An 18,424-nucleotide genomic window follows, 5' to 3' on the forward strand; every position below is an offset into this window, starting at 1 on the left:
AAGCCTGTACTAGTGTTTAAAATGACGAACGCCTGTCAGCACCATCGCAATGTTATGCGCATTCGCTACTGCGATCGATTCCTCATCCTTGATCGAACCGCCCGGTTGAATAACCGCCGTAATGCCGGCTTTCGCTGCCAGCTCCAGCGTGTCGCCCATTGGGAAGAACGCGTCGGAAGCAAGAACTGCGCCTTGTGCTTTGTCGCCTGCTTGCTCGATCGCGATGCGTGCTGCACCGACACGGTTCATTTGGCCTGCGCCTACGCCTACCGTCATGTCGTCCGATGCCAGAAGGATCGCGTTCGATTTCACATGCTTCACGACTTTCCAACCGAATAGCAGCTGCTTCAGCTCTTCTTCTGTTGGCTTGCGGTTCGTCACGACTTGGATGTCCGCTTCCGTCAGGCTGTGGACGTCGCTCTCTTGCACGAGCATGCCGCCGTCTACGCTTGTTACGAGCCATTCCGGCTTGCGCTCGCTGGCCGCTTGGATTTCGCCGAGCTTCATCAGGCGGATGTTCTTCTTCTTCGTCAGCACTTCAAGCGCCTCAGGCGTGAAGTCCGGAGCAATAACGATCTCCAGGAAAATCTCGCTCAGCAGTTTAGCGGTCTCCACGCCGATTGTACGGTTAGCCGCCACAATGCCGCCGAAGATCGAAGTTGGATCTGCTGCGTATGCTTTCTGGTAGGCTTCGTGGATGTCGCTGCCGATGCCCACGCCGCAAGGGTTCATATGTTTGACCGCTACGACAGCCGGTTCATTGAATTCTTTTACAATGGCAAGCGCCGCGTTAGCGTCGTTGATATTGTTGTAGGAGAGCTCTTTGCCGTGCAGCTGCTCAGCCGTCGTGATGTTGCCTGCGGATGCAAGCGGCTTGCGGTAGAACGCTGCTTTCTGATGCGGGTTCTCGCCATAACGCAGATCCTGCACTTTCTCGTAAGTCACCGTGTAGCTCTCCGGAAGCGGATTGCCTTGCAGCTTCGAGAGGTAGTCCGAGATGAGCGCATCGTAAGCGCCGGTGTGGCGGAACACTTTCGCTGCGAGGCTCTTACGAGTCTCAAGCGTCGTGTCGCCTTGCGCTTTCACTTCTTCGAGCACGGTTTGGTAGTCTGCCGCGTCTACGACAACGGTTACGAACGCGTGGTTCTTCGCTGCCGAACGAAGCATGGTCGGACCGCCGATGTCGATGTTCTCGATCGCATCCTCATAGGATACATCCGGTTTCGCAATCGTGGCTGCAAAAGGATACAGGTTCACGACAACCAGGTCGATGTAGTCGAGGCCAAGCTCTTGCATCGCTTTCTGATGCTCTTCGTCATCGCGAACGGCAAGCAGGCCGCTGTGTACGGCAGGGTGCAGCGTTTTTACGCGACCGTCCAAAATCTCCGGAAAGCCCGTTACATCGGAAATCCCGATAACCGGAACGCCTTCCTTCTCCAGCAGGCTCGCCGTACCGCCCGTCGAAATAATTTGCACGCCCAGTCCAGCCAATGCCCGCGAAAACTCCACAATCCCCGTCTTATCCGATACGCTAATAAGTGCTCTGCGAATGGTCAAAATAGAACCTCCTAAAAGTTTTTGCGCCGCTCCGATGGAGCACGCCTATTGTAAGCAATCCCTTGCATCGTAAGCTAAACGCCAGCTCCGAAAGCATAACCCTTGCGCGCAGCTCCGTCGGAGCGCGCGCCAACTTGCATCTATTTGTTTGAAACTTACTCACGCTTTGATATGGTCAGCTCAAATGTTGCTCTAGGTGCTACTCTTGGGCTTGATTCGTCCGTTTCCAGCCAATCTGTTGCTCTAGGTGCTACTCTTGGGCTCGATTCGTCGGTTTCCAGCTCATGTGTTGCTCTGAGGGCTACTCTTGGGCTTGATTCGTCGGTTTCCAGCTCATGTGTTGCTCTGAGGGCTACTCTTGGGCTTGATTTGTCGGTTTCCAGCCAATGTGTTGCTCTGAGGGCTACTCTTGGGCTTAATTTGTCGTGTGTGCGGTAACTAGTACCCCTCTTAGCTCAAAATCGCCGCATTCACACTAATGTGAGGTAACCAGTACCCCTTTTAGCTCAAAATCGCCGTATTCACACCAATGTGAGGTAACCAGTACCTCTCTTTAGCCTAAATCTCCGATTTCCCACTCAAGTACGGTAACTGGTACCTCTCGCTCAACCACACTGTTTCTCAACCATGTAGCTACCCAGATGATCTACATCCGCTCAACCACACTAGTTTCTCAACCATGTAGCTCACCAGATAATCTATATCCACTCAGTCACACTAGTTTTCCGCCAATGTAGCTCTCCAGACGACCTTCACCAACTCGATCTACTTCACGCTCACGTGCCGGCCGTCGATCGCGACCGCCCCGGCGGCGATGCGCGAGACGACCCACGGGAGCAGCGCTTGCTCCGCCGCGTGGATTCGCGGTGCGAGCGTCTCCAGCGTGTCGCCGTCCGCGACCTCGACTGTGCGCTGCGCGATGATCGGGCCGCTGTCCAGGCCGCCGTCCACGTAGTGAACGGTGACCCCCGTCACCTTCACGCCGTAGGCCAGCGCCTGGCCAATCCCGTTCACGCCCGGAAAAGCGGGCAGCAGCGACGGATGCACGTTGATCATCCGTCCGAAGAACGGCTCAACGAGCACCGGCGTCAGAATCCGCATATAGCCGGCCAGTACGATCAGTTCGATTCCGCGTCGCTTCAGCTCCGCCAGAATCTCCGTTTCGTACGCTTCACGAGAAGCGTACTCCTTCGGTCGAAACGCAAAAACATCAACATCGGCTTCACGAGCACGCGCAACTACAGGCGCCTCCGGCTTATCACAAACAAGAAGCTCGAGGCTTGCGCCATCGAGCCTTTGGTTTTTTGCCGCATCCACGAGCGCCCCGAAGTTCGAGCCGAAGCCCGAAGCAAACACGGCGACGCGCATTCCGGCCATTAAACGTCAGCTCCCGTAAAGGTGACTACACGGCTGCCTTCCGTTACTTTGCCGATGATGTAGGCATCTTCGCCAAGCTCGCGTGCAATGCGCAGCGCGTCTTCGGCTTGTTCAGCAGGAACGACAACGACCATACCCACGCCCATGTTGAAGGTCGTGAACATATCGCGGTTTGTGATCGAGCCTTTCTCTTGCATCAGCCCGAAGATCGGTTGAATCGGCCATGATCCGTAAGCAATCTCTACGTTCACGCCTTCAGGCAGAACCCGCGGAATGTTCTCAATGAATCCGCCGCCTGTAATATGGGCCATCCCTTTAACTTGTACTTGTTTGATCAGCTCAAGAACGGATTTCACATAAATCCGAGTCGGCTCGATGATCACTTCGCCAAGCGTTTTGCCGCCAAGCTCAGGCAATGCATCGTTAAGACCGTAACCAGCTGTCTCAAGAAGCAAACGACGAACGAGGGAGAAGCCGTTGCTGTGGATACCGCTCGAAGCGAGACCCAGCACGACATCGCCGGGAGCGATCGTTTTGCCGTCGATGATGTTTTTCTTGTCTACGATGCCGACTGTAAAACCAGCGATATCGTACTCGTCGCCTTGGTACATACCAGGCATTTCAGCCGTTTCGCCGCCGATCAGAGCGCAGCCGGACTGCACGCAGCCGTCGGAAATCCCTTTCACGATCGCTTCGATCTTCGCAGGCTCTACTTTGCCGCAAGCCAGGTAATCAAGGAAGAACAGCGGCTCCGCGCCTTGAACGATAATGTCGTTCACGCACATCGCAACCGCATCAATACCGATCGTGTCATGCTTGTCCATCGCAAAAGCAACCTTCAGCTTCGTACCGACACCATCCGTGCCCGAAACCAATACCGGCTCCTCGTACTTGTCTTTATTAAGGCCAAACAGACCACCGAAGCCGCCAAGATCCGTCAATACTTCCGGACGGAACGTCTTCTTCACGTGTTTCTTCATCCGTTCAACCGCTTCATTACCTGCCGAAATGTCAACGCCGGCTTGTTTATAAGCTTCTGACACGATAGTCACTCCTTAGAATTATTTCATCAAACCTTAGGTGATCAAGGTTTGTCTTTCGGATCATACCCCAAGGTGAAAAAGCGGCCGGAGTCCGATATGGAGTCGGAACAGCGTTAGCGGTCGCCTTTGTATTCGGATTCCTACCTTATAACACTTGTTCAAGAAATCCGAATACAACAGCGAGTGGAGACCCATATCGGCCGCAGGCAGCTGCCTTCACCTTACACTAGCAGCTGCAGCTTTTCTCCGAAGTCGGATCCACCGGTGTCGGGTAATCATTATCGAAGCAAGCCAAGCACATTCCGCGATTGTATTCGCCGTCGTTACCGCCGACAGCTTCAATAAAGCCTTCATGGCTTAAGAAATATAAAGAATCCGCATTGATCGCCTGACGAATTTCTTCAACCGTCTTCTGCGAAGCAATCAATTCCTTGCGGTCAGGCGTGTCGATGCCGTAGTAGCAAGGGTTCTTGAACGGAGGCGAAGTAATGCACACATGAACCTCGGTCGCGCCTGCTTCGCGAAGCAGGTTAACGATGCGAAGGCTCGTCGTACCGCGCACGATCGAGTCATCGATCATGACAACGCGCTTGCCTTCCACCACTTTGCGAACCGCGGACAGCTTCATTTTGACACCCTTCTCGCGAAGCTCTTGCGAAGGTTGAATGAACGTACGGCCCGTATACTTGTTCTTGATCAGACCGAGCTCATACGGAATGCCCGTTTGCTCCGCATAACCGATGGCGGCCGAAATACTGGAATCCGGTACGCCCGTTACCAGATCGGCATCGAAGAACGCTTCGAGCGCCAGCTTCTGCCCCATGCGCTTACGCGCCGAGTGCAGGTTGATTCCGTTAATATCGCTATCCGGTCTTGCAAAATAAATATATTCCATCGCACAAGTCGCGCGGCGCTCCAGCTTCTCGAAACGATCCTCACGCAGACCGTTCTTATCCAGCACAAGCAGCTCGCCCGGCTGCACGTCGCGTACATATTCAGCGCCGCAAGTTTCAAGCGCGCAGGTCTCCGAAGCGAATACATAACCGCCGTCCAGTTTCCCCATGACGAGCGGACGAAGGCCATGGCCGTCAGAGGCAACAAGCAGCTTGTCATTCGTCATAATGAGAAAAGCAAAACCGCCAATAATCCGCTGCAGCGCATCTTTTGCCGCACTGACGAAGTCTTTGCTCGAGCGCGCAATCAGATGGGCAATCACTTCGGTATCGCTAGTCGTTTGGAAAATCGAGCCCTGGCTCTCCAGCTCCTTGCGGATCGAAGGCGCGTTCACGATATTTCCGTTCGTTGCGACAGCGAGATCGCCGTCACGATATTTGAAGACAAGCGGCTGCGCATTCGCGAGCTTGCTTTCCCCTGCAGTCGAATAGCGCACATGGCCGATGACGCAGTTGCCCGGAAGGCCTTCCAGCGTTGCCTGGTCGAACACTTCTTTGACAAGACCCATGCCCCGGTGGTACGTAAACTTGCCGGTCGTTGATTCCACTGCTGCCATGCCGGAGCTCTCTTCGCCGCGGTGCTGCAGCGCGTGCAGCCCGTAGTAACCGAGGGAGCAGGCATCCGGGATGCCGTACACCCCGAATACGCCGCACTCTTCGCGCAATTTATCAAAAATATCATCCCGGCCAATGCCTTCGTTATAGTGATCGCCTGTCCACAGCTTCGGCAGCTGTTTTATTTCATCAGACATGGAATCGCATCCTTCCAAACCTTCTCCAGTTGATCAACCGGTGCGTTGATGCCCGGTTTGCCATTAACAGTAACAACAAGTCCGCTTGTGCGTACGACGCCGAGTGCCGCGTTCGGTACGCCTTTGTCTGTCAGGTACTTCTGCAGCGCTTGTGCTTGCTCCGGCTTCGCCGAAAGTAAGATACGGGATTGCGTTTCGCTGAACAAAGCAGCGTCAGGACGCAGGTCTGTCGTAATGTCCACTTCAGCGCCGAGCTTGCCGCTGATTGCGGATTCCGCAAGCGCAACCGCTAGGCCGCCCTCGGACAAGTCATGCGCCGAAGCGACAAGACCTTCGCGGATCGCGCCAAGCACGCCATCAAGCAATTTCTTCTCCGTTGCGAGGTCAATTTGCGGAGGACGTCCTTCGCTCTTGCCTTGCAGCACGTATTGCAATTCACTTCCGCCAAGCTCATGCTTCGTTTCGCCGGCAATGAAAATAACATCGCCTTCCGCTTTGAAGCCTTGCGTCGTAATATGATCAACGTCTTGCACGAGTCCAACCATACCGATAACCGGCGTTGGGTAAATCGCGCCTTTTGCGTTCTCGTTGTACAAGCTGACGTTACCGCCGATTACCGGCGTATCAAGCGTACGGCAAGCTTCGGAAATACCGTCTGCCGCCTTCTCGATTTGCCAGAACACTTCCGGCTTCTCCGGGCTGCCGAAGTTCAGGTTGTCCGTAATCGCGAGCGGCTCAGCACCGGAACATACGATGTTACGCGCTGCTTCCGCTACCGCGATACGTCCGCCTACTTCAGGATCGAGGTATACATAGCGGCCGTTGCAATCTGTAGTCATCGCAAGCGCTTTGCGCGTTCCGCGAATCGTGACAACCGCAGCATCGGAGCCCGGTTGAACGGCAGTGCTTGTGCGCACCATGTAGTCATATTGGTTGTAAACCCACTCTTTGCTCGCCACTGTCGGCGAAGCCAGCACTTGCTTCAATGCGCCTGTCAGATCCGTTACTTCCGGATATGCAGTCGTATCGATTGCCGCATTTGCCGCGTAGTAAGCAGGCTCTTGAGAAGGTTTGTCGTACATTGGGCACTCGTCAACGAGCGCTTTTACCGGCATATTCGCCACTTCTTCGCCTTGGTGGAACAGACGCAGACGGCCGTCATCCGTAACTTTACCAACCTTCACGCAGATAATGCCCCAACGGTCAAAAATTTCCTGCGCTTGCGCTTCATGCTGCGGTTCAACGACGAACAGCATACGCTCTTGCGACTCGGACAGCATCATTTCGTAAGGTGTCATGCCTTCTTCGCGCTGCGGCACCTCGTCGAGGTACAGCTCCAAGCCGTTACCCGCTTTGGAAGCCATCTCCGCGCTGGAGCAAGTCAGACCCGCTGCTCCCATATCTTGAATACCGACTACGATGCCGGAATCAATAAGTTCAAGTGTCGCTTCCATAACCAGCTTCTCCATGAATGGATCGCCTACTTGGACAGCGGTACGTTTCTCTTCGGACTCTTCGGACAATTCAACCGATGCGAATGTCGCACCGTGAATACCGTCGCGGCCGGTTGCAGGACCTACATAGAATACCGGGTTGCCTACGCCTTTTGCCACGCCGCGCTGGATTTTATCATGATCGATCAGACCCACGCACATTGCGTTAACAAGTGGATTGCCTTCGTAGCTCTCATCGAACATAACTTCGCCTGCAACTGTCGGAATCCCGATACAGTTACCATAGCCAGCGATACCGCCAACTACGTGCTCGAACAGATATTTAACGCGCGGATTCTCAAGGTTACCGAAACGCAAGCTGTTCAGCAGCGCGACCGGACGAGCACCCATGGAGAAAATGTCGCGGATAATGCCGCCTACGCCTGTTGCTGCGCCTTGGTAAGGCTCAACTGCGGACGGATGGTTATGCGATTCGATTTTGAAAACAACCGCTTGGTTGTCGCCGATATCGACGATACCCGCGCCCTCGCCGGGACCCATCAATACCTTTGGTCCGGTGATCGGGAACTTCTTCAGGATTTTCTTCGAGTTCTTGTAGGAACAATGCTCCGACCACATCACACTGAAAACGCCGATTTCCGTATAGTTCGGCTTGCGTCCCAGAAAACCGCAAACCAGTTCATATTCATGATCCGTCACACCGAACTGCGTATAAATGCGTTGATCCGCAATTTGTTCCGCTGTCGGTTCTTTAGCTGTTAACTGCTGCGCCATTTTGTTCCCTCCAAGCATTCAAAATCGATGTAAACATCCGTTTGCCGTCTTCCGAGCCAAGCAGTTGATCGACCGCGCGCTCCGGATGCGGCATCATGCCGACCACGTTGCCGCGCTCATTGCTGATTCCCGCGATATTGTCAATGGAACCGTTCGGGTTCGTGTCACCCGCATAACGGAACACAATTTGGTTGTTTGCTTTGAGCTGCGCGAGCGTTTCGTCGTCGCAGTAGTAGTTGCCTTCGCCATGGGCGATCGGAATATCGATCATTTCGCCGGCGCTGTATTGGCTGGTAAATGCTGTTGCGTTGTTGACGACTTCCAGCTGTGTTTGCTGGCAGATGAATTTCATGCCGTTGTTGCGGCGCAGTGCGCCCGGCAGCAGGCCCGCCTCCGTGAGGATTTGGAACCCGTTGCAGATGCCGAGAATGAACTTGCCCGCCTCGGCAGCTTTTACAACTTCGTTCATAACCGGTGCAAAACGAGCGATCGCGCCGCAGCGCAGGTAGTCACCGTAAGAGAATCCGCCCGGAACGAGAATCGCATCATACGCGGAAAGATCCGTAGCCGTATGCCATACGTATTCGACTTGCTGGCCGATTGTATCTTCTACTGCTTTGAAGCAGTCGATATCACAGTTGGAGCCCGGAAAAACGATAACCGCGAACTTCATCGTTTAGCCCTCCAATTCAAAACGGTAGTCTTCCACTACTGTGTTCGCCAGCAGCTTCTCGCACATCGCTTTCAGACGAGCTTCCGCTTCTGCACGATCCGTAGTATCTAGGTTCAGTTCCAAATATTTGCCGATGCGGACTTTGCCAACTTCCTCGAAGCCCATCGTGTGCAGCGCGCCTTGAACAGCGCTGCCTTGCGGGTCAAGCACGTTTTGTTTGATCGTTACGTAAACTTTAGCCTTCATTTGGGGGGTCGCCTCCTGGAAAATGGGGTTTTTGGGATGGGAGAGCTGCGCAAAACGTGGATATGTCGGCCTCCGTCGCTGTTGAACTTGGGGAAACTTGAACGATATCCTCGCGGATGTTTCCCAAGTTCAAAGGCGAGCGCTAGCGCTCTACGGCTCGACACACCACTTATTTGCTTCGCCCATCCTGGTAAAACACTTATTTTGCAGGATGCTCTGGGAGCATCCTGGGCTCGCTGCGCGGGGCTATTCGCCGCCGCTTGCGTCGCCTGATTTATGTGGTGCGAGCCATCTGTGCTTGACTCGCGGGTTTTGGGTTACTAGACCAGTGCTTCGCCTGTTAGCGCTTTGTAGATCGCCAGGTAGCGGTTGGTTGTTTCTTCTACGACGGCTTGCGGGAGTGGAGCCGGTTTGCTGTCGCGGTCCCAGTCGGAGCCGAGCAGGTAGGTACGTACCGGTTCTTTGTCCATGCTGTCGATTTCGATGTCGTAGACATAGTTGTCTTTCGCCCAGAAACGCGAGGAATCCGGGGTGAAGATTTCGTCGATGAGAATGACTTTACCATCTATAAGGCCGAACTCGAACTTGCAATCCGCCAAAATGATACCGCGCTCTTCGCAGAAGCCGCGTGCATATTCGTACAGCGCAATGCTCTTATCGCGAAGCTCTTCCGCCAGCTCGGCGCCGACCATCTCTTGCATCCGCTCGAACGGGATGTCCTCGTCATGGCCAACGTCGTTCTTCGCAGCCGGCGTGAACAGCGGCGCTGCAAAACGCTCGTTCTTGCGCAGGCCTTCCGGCAGCTCGATGCCGTTAATTGCCGATGTTTTCACATATTGTCTCCAACCGCCGCCGGTGATATAGCCGCGAACGACACATTCGATATCGATGCGCTCGGCTTTCTTGGAAACCATAATGCGGTTTTTCAGAAGCTCGGGCTCCGTTACGAGATCGCCAAGCTTGTACACGTCCGTGTGAACAATATGATTCGGCATCATTGCCGCCGTTTGATCGAACCAGAAGGCCGACAAACGATTCAGCACATTGCCTTTCTCCGGTACTGCCGGGTCCAGCACATAGTCAAACGCGCTGATGCGGTCCGTTACCACAATGAGATAATGCTCGCCAAGATCATAAAGCTCACGCACCTTGCCTTTATATAGCAGCGGCGCCTTCACATAATCCACAGCCGTGGACAACGCTTGTGTCATTTCAATCTCTCCTTTTTTCAACGGTTTGATTTAGATTTATGCACGTAATGACGGAGCAGGCATGAACAATCTGGAGAACAACCTATAATCCCTTATAGTTAAATGAAACTCAGGGTACAACAGCGATCGGAAGATGTTCATGCATGCGAAGTCATGCTCTTAAATCAATTCCAAACGTCTGAAAATCGTATCCACGTGTTTAAGGTGCCAAGCCGGGTTAAACGCGTCTGCGATTTCATCAGCGGACAGATGCGCCGTAATCTCAGGCGTCGACTCGATGATGTCGCGGAATTGGCGCTGCTCTTCCCATGCTTGCATCGCGCGCGGCTGTACCGTGTCGTACGCTTGCTCGCGGCTCATGCCTTTATCGATCAGCTTCGTCATGACGCGGCCGGAGAACGGCACGCCGAACGTACGCTGCATATTGCGTTTCATGTTCTCAGGGAACACCTGAAGGTTCTTGATGATGTTGCCCAGACGGTTCAACATGTAGTTGAGCAGCATCGTGGAATCCGGCAAAATCACGCGCTCAGCCGATGAGTGGCTGATATCGCGCTCATGCCACAGCACAACGTTCTCGTATGCCGTCAGCATATGGCCGCGGATTACACGGGACAGACCGGAGATGTTCTCGCAGCCGATCGGGTTGCGTTTGTGCGGCATTGCGGATGAACCCTTCTGACCTTTCGCGAACGGCTCTTCCACTTCGCGGAACTCGCTCTTCTGCAGAGCGCGGATTTCCGTAGCGAATTTATCGAGCGAAGTCGCGATCAATGCCAATGCGCCGATGTACTCGGCATGACGGTCACGCTGCAGCGTTTGCGTCGAGATCGGAGCAGGCGTAATGCCAAGCTTCTTGCAAGTGAATTCTTCTACGAAAGGATCGATGTTCGCGTAAGTGCCTACTGCACCGGAGATTTTGCCGAACTGAACGCCGTTAGCCGCATGGCGGAAACGCTCCAGGTTACGCTTCATCTCTTCGTACCAGAGGGCAAGCTTCAAACCGAACGTCGTCGGCTCCGCGTGTACGCCATGCGTACGTCCCATCATCGCTGTATCTTTATAAGCAACCGCTTGGCCGCGTAAAATTTCAATGAAGTTCGTAATGTCTTTCTCCAAGATCGTGTTCGCTTGAAGAAGGAGGTAACCCATCGCCGTATCGACAACGTCAGTGGAAGTCAGGCCGTAATGAACCCATTTGCGCTCAGGTCCTACTGTCTCGGATACCGCACGCGTGAACGCGATAACGTCATGGCGTGTTTCAAGCTCGATCTCGTTGATGCGGTCGATATTGAACGTTGCGCCTTTGCGCAGGGCTTCAACATCCTCGCGCGGGATAACGCCAAGCTCTACCCAAGCCTCGCATGCGCAAAGTTCAACCTCGAGCCATGCCTTGAATTTGTTCTCTTCTGTCCAAATCGCTCTCATTTCCGGTCTGCTGTAACGTTCTAACATCGTGAATTAAACCCTCCAAATGTTGGTTTCGGAAATCCATGCCAGCGCCTGCTCGACATCCGATGCAAGCACGTTGACATGACCCATTTTCCGTTTATGTTTGGCTTCATGTTTCCCATATAAATGAATTTTAGGCGCTACGCCCAAACGTTCCGCATTCTCATCTTGCTTAGCAATCAATTCCAGCAGCGGCTCGACGTGCTCGCCGAGCACGTTCACCATAACAACCGGCGTCAGAAGCGCCGTGTCGCCAAGCGGCAGCCCGCATACGGCGCGCACATGCTGCTCGAACTGCGATGTCCGGCATGCTTCCATCGTGTAATGGCCGCTGTTATGCGGACGCGGCGCAAGTTCATTGACGAACAGCTCGCCGTCTTCCGTCAAGAACAGCTCCACCGCGATCAAGCCAACCGCTCCGAGCCCTTCAGCGATTCGGGCAGCAAGCCGCTCCGCTTCCCGCTGAAGTTCTTCATCGATGCGTGCAGGCACGATCGACAGATGCAGGATATTATCGACGTGGATGTTCTCTGCCGCCGGGAACGTGCGAATCTCTCCCTGAGGGCTTCTTGCCGCAATGACCGACAGCTCCTTCCGGAAGCGAATGAACTGCTCCAGCACCAGCTCGGTGCCGGCACGATTCAGCGTTTCGAACGCTTCGTCGATTTCGGCTTCGCTGCGGATGACCCATTGGCCTTTGCCGTCATAGCCGCCCATAGCGGTCTTCAGCACGCAAGGCAGGCCGAATCGGCCTACTGCTTCGCGAAGCTCATCTGCGCTTCGCACTTCTGCATAAGGCGCAACCTTCACGCCCGCCGCTTCAATCGCTCGCTTCTCACGAAGCCGATGCTGCGTCGTATAGAGCAGCTCGCTGCCTTGCGGCACGTACGATTCCTCCATCAGCATAGCCGCAACGCCGGCATCGACGTTCTCGAACTCATACGTGATGACATCGGAGCGCTCCGCCAGTTCGCGGGCCGCATCGCGATTGTCATACGCGGCTACGATTTGACCGGCCACTTGTCCGGTAGGCGCATCCGGCGTAGGATCCAGTGCCACGAACCGATATCCCATGGCGCTGCCTGCATTCGCCATCATTCGGCCAAGCTGGCCGCCGCCCAGAATGCCAACCGTCGCTCCAGGCAAAATCACCTTCACGTCTTTACCCGCCAAACCGCTGCTCATAGCGTTTCACTGCTTTCGAGCACTTCCTGCTCAATCCGTTCGCGGCGCGCAAGCACGCGGGCTTGTACATCCGGATCGAATGCGCCAAGCATCTGTGCGGCAAGCAAGCCCGCGTTCGTGCCGCCGGCGTTGCCGATCGCAACCGTTGCAACCGGAATGCCGCCCGGCATCTGCACGATGGATAGCAGCGAATCAAGTCCGTTCAAATTCGAAGACTTCACAGGCACGCCAATAACCGGCAGAATCGTCTTCGCAGCGACCATGCCGGGCAAATGTGCAGCTCCGCCAGCACCCGCGATAATAACCTTCAAGCCGCGTTCTACTGCCGTTTCTGCGTATTGGAACATAAGGTCCGGTGTCCGGTGAGCCGAAACAACCTTCTTCTCATAAGGGATTTGTAACTCGTCCAGAACGTCACAGGCTAGCTTCATAGTCTCCCAGTCTGACTTACTGCCCATGATGACGCCGACTTTTGCTGACATTTGCTTATAACCACCTTTGTCTGATGAAGGAATCGGATTACTGTACAAGCCACAAAAAAAGTCCCTCAGCACAGGCTCCACAACATGGATGGCTTCGGGACTTACAAGTCCAGCAGAGAAGATGTAGCTCTACGTCGCCCTGTCAAACCAGTAGACAGGAACGGCAATAGACAACATCAGGCTGCCCCGTCAAGGCGGCAACCTGGTTCTTCAACTGCATGGGCTCGTAGTCCGAAAATTAAGGTTCTCGGGTAGATACTCTCGGGCCTGATCCCCAAGGATATACGAGTCTTGCATGGCAAGTATTTATTCGTTTTTCGCTATCCCTAGTTTATCAATCCTGACGCAGAATGTCAACGAAAAAACACGAACATTAAATTCAAATAAACTTCATAAAGTTCGTGTTTTACCTAGTTTTTGCAATATTCACGAATTGTTTTGAACATTTTGTGATCTTGTTGGTTATTCAGACCATCGCCGTCCTCATACTCTCATCCCGCTTTCCTACAAAAACCGACAAATATCGCAGCCTTTTTAAGTCGATAAGCCGCCTAAAACCCGCCTCGCGGACGCACAAAAAATCCATTGACTCACGAGTCAATGCGGGATTACAATCACATTGACTCATCAGTCAACGCAATTCATTAACCTGTTAAACGATAGGAGGCTCCAAGCGTGAAATCAATCGTCGAACTTCGTCAGTTGACGAAAACGTACGGCAAGAGCCGCGGCATATCCGATGTATCCTTTGCGATCGGAGAAGGCGAGGTGTTTGGGTTCATCGGACCAAACGGAGCCGGCAAGAGTACCACCATCCGAACGCTGCTTAACTTCGTCTTCCCAACCTCGGGCAGCGCCTCGATTCTGGGAATGGACATCGTGAAGGATGCCAAGGCCATCCGCCGCCAAGTCGGTTATTTGCCTTCGGAAGTATTTTATTATGACGATATGAAGGTTATCGATCTGCTCAAGTATTCAGCGGCTTTCTACGGCCAATCGGAATCGAAGCGGATCGCGGAGCTGGCCGAGCGGCTTGACCTGGATCTCTCCCGCAAGATTGAAGATCTCTCCTTCGGCAATCGCAAGAAGGTCGGCATCGTGCAAGCACTGGTGCACAGACCGAAGCTGCTCATCCTGGATGAGCCGACAGGCGGCCTCGACCCTCTTATGCAGCATACGTTCTTCGAGCTGCTCGCGGAAGAGCGCGGGAATGGCACGACCATCTTCTTCTCTTCCCACATTCTGAGCGAGGTGCAGAAGATGTGCGACCGGGTCGCCATTATCAAAGAGGGAGCGCTTATTAAAGTGGAATCCGTCGAGCAGCTGCTGAAGAACAACCTGAAGAATATTACCCTGACTGCAAACCACCCTGAATCCATCGGCCTGCCGCAATTAAGCGGCATCATTAAGCAAGAAACGAGCGGATCCCATGTGAAGCTGCTGTATGGCGGCGATATGAAAGCACTCATTCAAGCCTTGGCGGATTGCGCCTTCACGGATATTTTGATTGAGGAGCCTTCGCTTGAGGAAGTATTCATTCATTATTATGAGAAAGAATAAGGAGGCCGAATTATGCTTCTCAGAAGAGAATTCAAACGGAATCTTCGGGGATTGATCATATGGAGTATTATTATGGCCGGTATCATCCTCTTATATTTAAGCATTTACCCGGAATTCGCGAAACAGCAAGAAGGGCTGGACGATATGATGAGCACCCTTCCCGACGCGATGAAGAAAGCTTTTGGCATGGATCGGCTGAATTTGAGCTCCTTGCTCGGATTTTATGGCATCGAGATCCACTTGATGACGACCTTGCTGGGCAGTATTTTCGCATCCTTATTGGCTTCCAATATTGTAGTGAAGGAGCAGCATGAGAAGACGATCGAATTTCTGCTCTCAAGGCCGATTACGAGATCGCAGATCATCACGCAGAAGCTTGCTACCGTTGCCATCAACATCCTGCTCTTTAACGTAGTCATTGTCGCTGCCAGCCTGCTTGGATTTCAATTCTCGAAGGACAACGATGTTGAACTGTCTACATTCTTCCTGCTGGAATCGGCCGTCCTGCTCATGCATCTGACTTTCGCAAGCGTCTCCTTCTTGTTCTCGACGATATTGAGAAGGAACCGTTCTGTCGTGTCCCTGTCGCTCGGGCTTGTGTTCATTACGTATTTCTTCAGCATTATCTCGGGCGTCTCCGACCATTTCACTTGGTTCAAATACATGAGTCCCTTTAAGTATGCCGAAGCAGCAGCCATCATTACCGATCGGCATTTCGATCCGCTGTACATCACCATTATGGCCGTCGTTATCGTCTGTTGCGCCTTGTCCGCTTATTGGTATTATAGTAGAAAAGACATCACCGTTTAGCGGTCTTGAACAGAACTGAGGTGTTATGCCGTGTACCCCGCATTCGCGAAGCTTCCTGAAGAGAAACAGGAGCTCATCATGACGATTTGTATCGAGGAGTTTGCCAAGAACGGCTACACAAACACCTCCACGGATACGATTACGGCGAGAGCCGGTATTTCGAAAGGGATTTTATTTCATTATTTCAAAAGCAAAAAGAATCTCTACCTCGCCGTGGTCCAGCATGCGATGGATGTGTTGGTGGAGAAAACCGTTACCGCGGTGGAAGCGATCGGCGCAGTCGATTTCTTCGAGCATATCAAGGAGATCGTGCTGGCGAAGCAGCGCGTGACCTTGCACTATTTTCACGAAACCGAGCTTGTGCAGCGTGTCATCAGCCATCCCCCGAAGACCGTGGAGGCCGAGATCGAGAAGCTGATCGAAGCGTATCAGAAGACGTTCACGACGCCTGCCATGCTAAGGTCCATCTATAAAGCCGAGCTTCTGGACGCCGCGCCGCTGCGGGATGGGCTGGACGCCGATGCGGTTTTCAACCACGTCACCTTCGTCTTGAATGCCCTGTCGAACAAATATTTGCAGCTTCATAAGACCCACTCTCTCGCTCCCGTTATTATTGAGAAGAAGCTTATTGAAGAAATTGATACGTTTATCGATATGATTAAATTCGGGGTTTACCGACAATCTTCATAATGAGGACAACAAAAAGAGGACAGCGCAGATTGGCGCTGTCCTCTTCTTGATTTCTATTAGCCTTGGCTTCCGATAAACGCGTAGCGTGCAACGATAAGAATCGCAAGCACCCACATGAGCCAGTGCACTTTGTAGCCGCCTTTTTTGCCGGCAAGATTAGCTGTTGTTGCAAGTACGACGTACGACACGATACCGAAGGAAATCCCGTTCGCGATGTTGTACGTGAAAGGCATCATTGCGACTGTCAAGAAGGATGGAATCGCGTAAACCATGTCTTGGAAGTCGATTTCTTTGATCGATTGCACCATCAGTACGCCTACGATGATCAGTGCCGCTGCCGTTGCAGAGCCCGGGATCAACGAGATGAGCGGCCACAGGAACAAGGCTGCCAAGAAGGCAACACCCGTTGTTACCGCAGTAAGACCCGTACGTCCGCCTTGCGCGATACCCGCGGAGCTTTCAACGAATGCCGTTACCGTACTCGTACCGAGCATTGCGCCGCCGCTTACTCCGACCGCATCCACAAGCATTGCTTTACCGACAAGCTTCTTGCCCTTCTCAGGGTCTTTCATGTAGCCTGCGCGGTTCGCCGTGCCAACAAGCGTTCCGAATGTATCGAACAATTCCACGAATGTGAACGTTGCGATAATGGAGATCAAGCCGGTATCCATAACACCTTTGAAGTCGAAGTCCCAGAAGTTGCCTTTGCTGAAATCAGGGCTCCACGATTGACCTTTGAGGCCTTCCGATACGTTCACGTCACCGGTCAGAATCGCGATGATCGTAACGCCCAGAATACCGAACAGAATCGCGCCCGGTACGCGCAGCACCATCAGAATCGCGATCAGCAATACGCCGATCAACGTCAGGTACACGCTGGAATTCTCCAGGCTGCCCATGTGGAACACGGACTCGAAGCCCAGAACATCTGTGAATACGCCTTTCGGAATATCCGTAACCGTGTTCTCAACGCCGATCGTCATAATTCCGCTGTTTTTCAAGCCGATGATCGTGATGAAGAGTCCAATACCTACTGTAATCGCATGCTTCAAGCTGTCAGGAATCGCTACAATCAGCAGCTGACGAACTTGCGTAATCGTCAGGATGAAGAATACGATACCCGAGATAAATACAGCCGTTAGTGCCATTGAAGGCGAAATCGGTGTGTCTGTCGCTTTGGAAGCAAGCACCGTTGCCGCGAAGTACGCGTTAAGACCCATACCCGGCGCGAGCGCAACCGGGAAGTTCGCAAACAATCCCATCGCAATCGTGAAAATACCGCCGGCTAATGCCGTTGCCAAAAATACCGAATACCCATCAAGTCCTGCAGTTCCGAGAATACCCGGATTGACGGCCAAAATGTAAGCCATCGTCATGAAAGTCGTAAGGCCCGCCATAATCTCTGTCCTTACATTTGTTCCGTGTTCCTTCAACCGAAAGAAACTACCCATTTTTCAAAAACCCTCCCCAAAAAATGTTTCAGAACAAACAAGAACCCAGAAAAAAAATGCCGATGTTGTCGGCATTTCTCCCTAGGTTCCACGCAAAACAAGACAAGAAGGCGCGACTTGACCCATCAGCGCCTTGCTTCTGTCTTGCTTCTCGTAGACAGGTCATTTACGGTGACCTCGTAGAGACTCTCAAGCCGATTCTTGAGATTATACGAAAAGATATGCTGTTTCTGTTTGTATTGATCTGTGAACATTTTAGCGAGGAAATCCTGAGCCTGTCAATGGGAAACGTTTGCAAATTAGGTAATTGTCCTTATAAAGTGAAAAAGCGCCTTCCTCGGCGCTTTCCCACATGATTCTGCTCGTCCACTGCGATACTAATGAAATCGTCTCATCAACTGCTTGATCGCTGCCGACATTTTCTCTTTATTTCGTTTTTCCAAATCCGCTTTTTCAAGTGCAAGCAGCCCTATGCTGTATCCAAGAATACCAAGAGAAGAGGAAATTTTCGCGAGATCGTCAGCTGTTATCTTCTTTTGCTCCGGCATTAGCGCAACGCTCCTTCTTTCCGGATGATTCTTATAATTCCTGTTTCTCGGTTCTCGCTTTCAACACTGCAAGCAACCCGACTAGATCCCCGACAACCAGAATGATCGCCGCCCACAAAGCAAGGTCGTCAGCAGATAATTCGTTCCACTCATCTTTGGTCGTTGTTGCTCTCGCCATTTGGATTACCCCTTGTTTCGTTAACTGC

The 18,424-nt window shown here is 52.9% G+C and carries 17 protein-coding genes and 2 riboswitches; of the genes, 3 read left to right on the forward strand and 14 right to left on the reverse strand.

Translation table 11 applies throughout. The features are described 5' to 3' along the window. Positions 1-9: 9 nt before the first annotated feature. The 11 genes from purH to purE form a co-directional block, all read right to left on the reverse strand. Complete coding sequence (gene purH, locus BM412_RS24065) at positions 10-1,557, reverse strand: bifunctional phosphoribosylaminoimidazolecarboxamide formyltransferase/IMP cyclohydrolase (protein ID WP_091224080.1); 1,548 nt, start codon at positions 1,555-1,557, stop codon at positions 10-12. A gap of 765 nt (positions 1,558-2,322) precedes the next feature. Further along, positions 2,323-2,934, reverse strand: coding sequence for a phosphoribosylglycinamide formyltransferase (purN, locus tag BM412_RS24070; RefSeq protein WP_091224081.1), 612 nt, complete (start codon positions 2,932-2,934; stop codon positions 2,323-2,325). Continuing rightward, entirely contained in the window at positions 2,934-3,977 is a 1,044-nt protein-coding gene (purM, locus tag BM412_RS24075) for a phosphoribosylformylglycinamidine cyclo-ligase (RefSeq protein WP_091224082.1), read from the reverse strand. Before purM ends, purN begins: the two co-directional genes overlap by 1 nt. 226 nt (positions 3,978-4,203) lie before the next feature. Continuing rightward, positions 4,204-5,682: an amidophosphoribosyltransferase gene (purF, locus tag BM412_RS24080; protein WP_091224083.1), complete on the reverse strand. Its 1,479-nt coding sequence runs from the start codon at positions 5,680-5,682 to the stop codon at positions 4,204-4,206. Next, the gene (gene purL, locus BM412_RS24085; RefSeq protein ID WP_091224084.1) at positions 5,667-7,910 is read right to left on the reverse strand and encodes a phosphoribosylformylglycinamidine synthase subunit PurL; all 2,244 of its coding nucleotides are present in this window, start codon (positions 7,908-7,910) and stop codon (positions 5,667-5,669) included. The genes purF and purL overlap by 16 nt, the downstream gene beginning before the upstream one ends. After that, a complete protein-coding gene (gene purQ, locus BM412_RS24090) occupies positions 7,888-8,583 on the reverse strand; it encodes a phosphoribosylformylglycinamidine synthase subunit PurQ (RefSeq protein ID WP_091224085.1) in 696 nt (231 codons plus the stop codon). The genes purL and purQ overlap by 23 nt, the downstream gene beginning before the upstream one ends. A gap of 3 nt (positions 8,584-8,586) precedes the next feature. After that, positions 8,587-8,829: a phosphoribosylformylglycinamidine synthase subunit PurS gene (gene purS / locus BM412_RS24095; RefSeq protein WP_090978904.1), complete on the reverse strand. Its 243-nt coding sequence runs from the start codon at positions 8,827-8,829 to the stop codon at positions 8,587-8,589. 320 nt (positions 8,830-9,149) lie between these two features. Beyond that, positions 9,150-10,040, reverse strand: coding sequence for a phosphoribosylaminoimidazolesuccinocarboxamide synthase (locus tag BM412_RS24100; RefSeq protein ID WP_091224086.1), 891 nt, complete (start codon positions 10,038-10,040; stop codon positions 9,150-9,152). A gap of 159 nt (positions 10,041-10,199) precedes the next feature. Beyond that, a complete protein-coding gene (purB, locus tag BM412_RS24105) occupies positions 10,200-11,495 on the reverse strand; it encodes an adenylosuccinate lyase (protein WP_091224087.1) in 1,296 nt (431 codons plus the stop codon). 6 nt (positions 11,496-11,501) lie between these two features. Further along, entirely contained in the window at positions 11,502-12,677 is a 1,176-nt protein-coding gene (gene purK, locus BM412_RS24110; RefSeq protein WP_091224088.1) for a 5-(carboxyamino)imidazole ribonucleotide synthase, read from the reverse strand. Then, positions 12,674-13,159: a 5-(carboxyamino)imidazole ribonucleotide mutase gene (purE, locus tag BM412_RS24115; protein ID WP_090978892.1), complete on the reverse strand. Its 486-nt coding sequence runs from the start codon at positions 13,157-13,159 to the stop codon at positions 12,674-12,676. Before purE ends, purK begins: the two co-directional genes overlap by 4 nt. 207 nt (positions 13,160-13,366) lie before the next feature. After that, positions 13,367-13,467: riboswitch (purine riboswitch) on the reverse strand. 367 nt (positions 13,468-13,834) lie between these two features. Here purE and BM412_RS24120 point away from each other — a divergent pair. Genes BM412_RS24120 through BM412_RS24130 form a run of 3 tightly spaced genes read left to right on the forward strand, consistent with a single transcriptional unit; the run spans position 13,835 to position 16,219 of the window. Next, positions 13,835-14,719, forward strand: coding sequence for an ABC transporter ATP-binding protein (locus tag BM412_RS24120; RefSeq protein ID WP_091224089.1), 885 nt, complete (start codon positions 13,835-13,837; stop codon positions 14,717-14,719). A 12-nt stretch (positions 14,720-14,731) separates the two neighbouring features. Then, complete coding sequence (locus BM412_RS24125; RefSeq protein ID WP_091224090.1) at positions 14,732-15,529, forward strand: ABC transporter permease subunit; 798 nt, start codon at positions 14,732-14,734, stop codon at positions 15,527-15,529. A gap of 30 nt (positions 15,530-15,559) precedes the next feature. Continuing rightward, positions 15,560-16,219, forward strand: a complete 660-nt coding sequence (locus BM412_RS24130) for a TetR/AcrR family transcriptional regulator (protein ID WP_091224091.1) — start codon at positions 15,560-15,562, stop codon at positions 16,217-16,219. A gap of 56 nt (positions 16,220-16,275) precedes the next feature. Here BM412_RS24130 and BM412_RS24135 read toward each other — a convergent pair whose 3' ends face one another. From BM412_RS24135 to BM412_RS32230, 3 genes are all read right to left on the reverse strand, one after another. Beyond that, positions 16,276-17,670: an NCS2 family permease gene (locus BM412_RS24135; RefSeq protein ID WP_091224092.1), complete on the reverse strand. Its 1,395-nt coding sequence runs from the start codon at positions 17,668-17,670 to the stop codon at positions 16,276-16,278. Positions 17,671-17,804: 134 nt separating this feature from the next. Next, a riboswitch (purine riboswitch) is annotated at positions 17,805-17,905 on the reverse strand. A 142-nt stretch (positions 17,906-18,047) separates the two neighbouring features. Continuing rightward, a complete protein-coding gene (locus tag BM412_RS32225) occupies positions 18,048-18,218 on the reverse strand; it encodes a hypothetical protein (RefSeq protein ID WP_177246059.1) in 171 nt (56 codons plus the stop codon). 31 nt (positions 18,219-18,249) lie between these two features. Then, positions 18,250-18,396 (reverse strand): hypothetical protein, encoded by a 147-nt coding sequence (locus BM412_RS32230; RefSeq protein ID WP_177246060.1) that lies wholly within the window; start codon positions 18,394-18,396, stop codon positions 18,250-18,252. Positions 18,397-18,424: the final 28 nt, after the last annotated feature.

The organism is Paenibacillus sp. BC26, assembly GCF_900116125.1.
GTDB lineage: Bacteria > Bacillota > Bacilli > Paenibacillales > Paenibacillaceae > Paenibacillus_Z > Paenibacillus_Z lignilyticus.

Excerpts from the sequence above, each read along its gene's own strand:
- purN (WP_091224081.1), bottom strand. The coding sequence starts at position 2,934 with ATGGCCGGAATGCGCGTCGCCGTGTTTGCTTCGGGCTTCGGCTCGAAC.
- purF (WP_091224083.1), bottom strand. The coding sequence starts at position 5,682 with ATGTCTGATGAAATAAAACAGCTGCCGAAGCTGTGGACAGGCGATCAC.
- purL (WP_091224084.1), bottom strand. The coding sequence starts at position 7,910 with ATGGCGCAGCAGTTAACAGCTAAAGAACCGACAGCGGAACAAATTGCG.
- purQ (WP_091224085.1), bottom strand. The coding sequence starts at position 8,583 with ATGAAGTTCGCGGTTATCGTTTTTCCGGGCTCCAACTGTGATATCGAC.
- purS (WP_090978904.1), bottom strand. The coding sequence starts at position 8,829 with ATGAAGGCTAAAGTTTACGTAACGATCAAACAAAACGTGCTTGACCCG.
- BM412_RS24100 (WP_091224086.1), bottom strand. The coding sequence starts at position 10,040 with ATGACACAAGCGTTGTCCACGGCTGTGGATTATGTGAAGGCGCCGCTG.
- purB (WP_091224087.1), bottom strand. The coding sequence starts at position 11,495 with ATGTTAGAACGTTACAGCAGACCGGAAATGAGAGCGATTTGGACAGAA.
- purK (WP_091224088.1), bottom strand. The coding sequence starts at position 12,677 with ATGAGCAGCGGTTTGGCGGGTAAAGACGTGAAGGTGATTTTGCCTGGA.
- purE (WP_090978892.1), bottom strand. The coding sequence starts at position 13,159 with ATGTCAGCAAAAGTCGGCGTCATCATGGGCAGTAAGTCAGACTGGGAG.
- BM412_RS24125 (WP_091224090.1), top strand. The coding sequence starts at position 14,732 with ATGCTTCTCAGAAGAGAATTCAAACGGAATCTTCGGGGATTGATCATA.
- BM412_RS24135 (WP_091224092.1), bottom strand. The coding sequence starts at position 17,670 with ATGGGTAGTTTCTTTCGGTTGAAGGAACACGGAACAAATGTAAGGACA.
- BM412_RS32225 (WP_177246059.1), bottom strand. The coding sequence starts at position 18,218 with ATGCCGGAGCAAAAGAAGATAACAGCTGACGATCTCGCGAAAATTTCC.
- BM412_RS32230 (WP_177246060.1), bottom strand. The coding sequence starts at position 18,396 with ATGGCGAGAGCAACAACGACCAAAGATGAGTGGAACGAATTATCTGCT.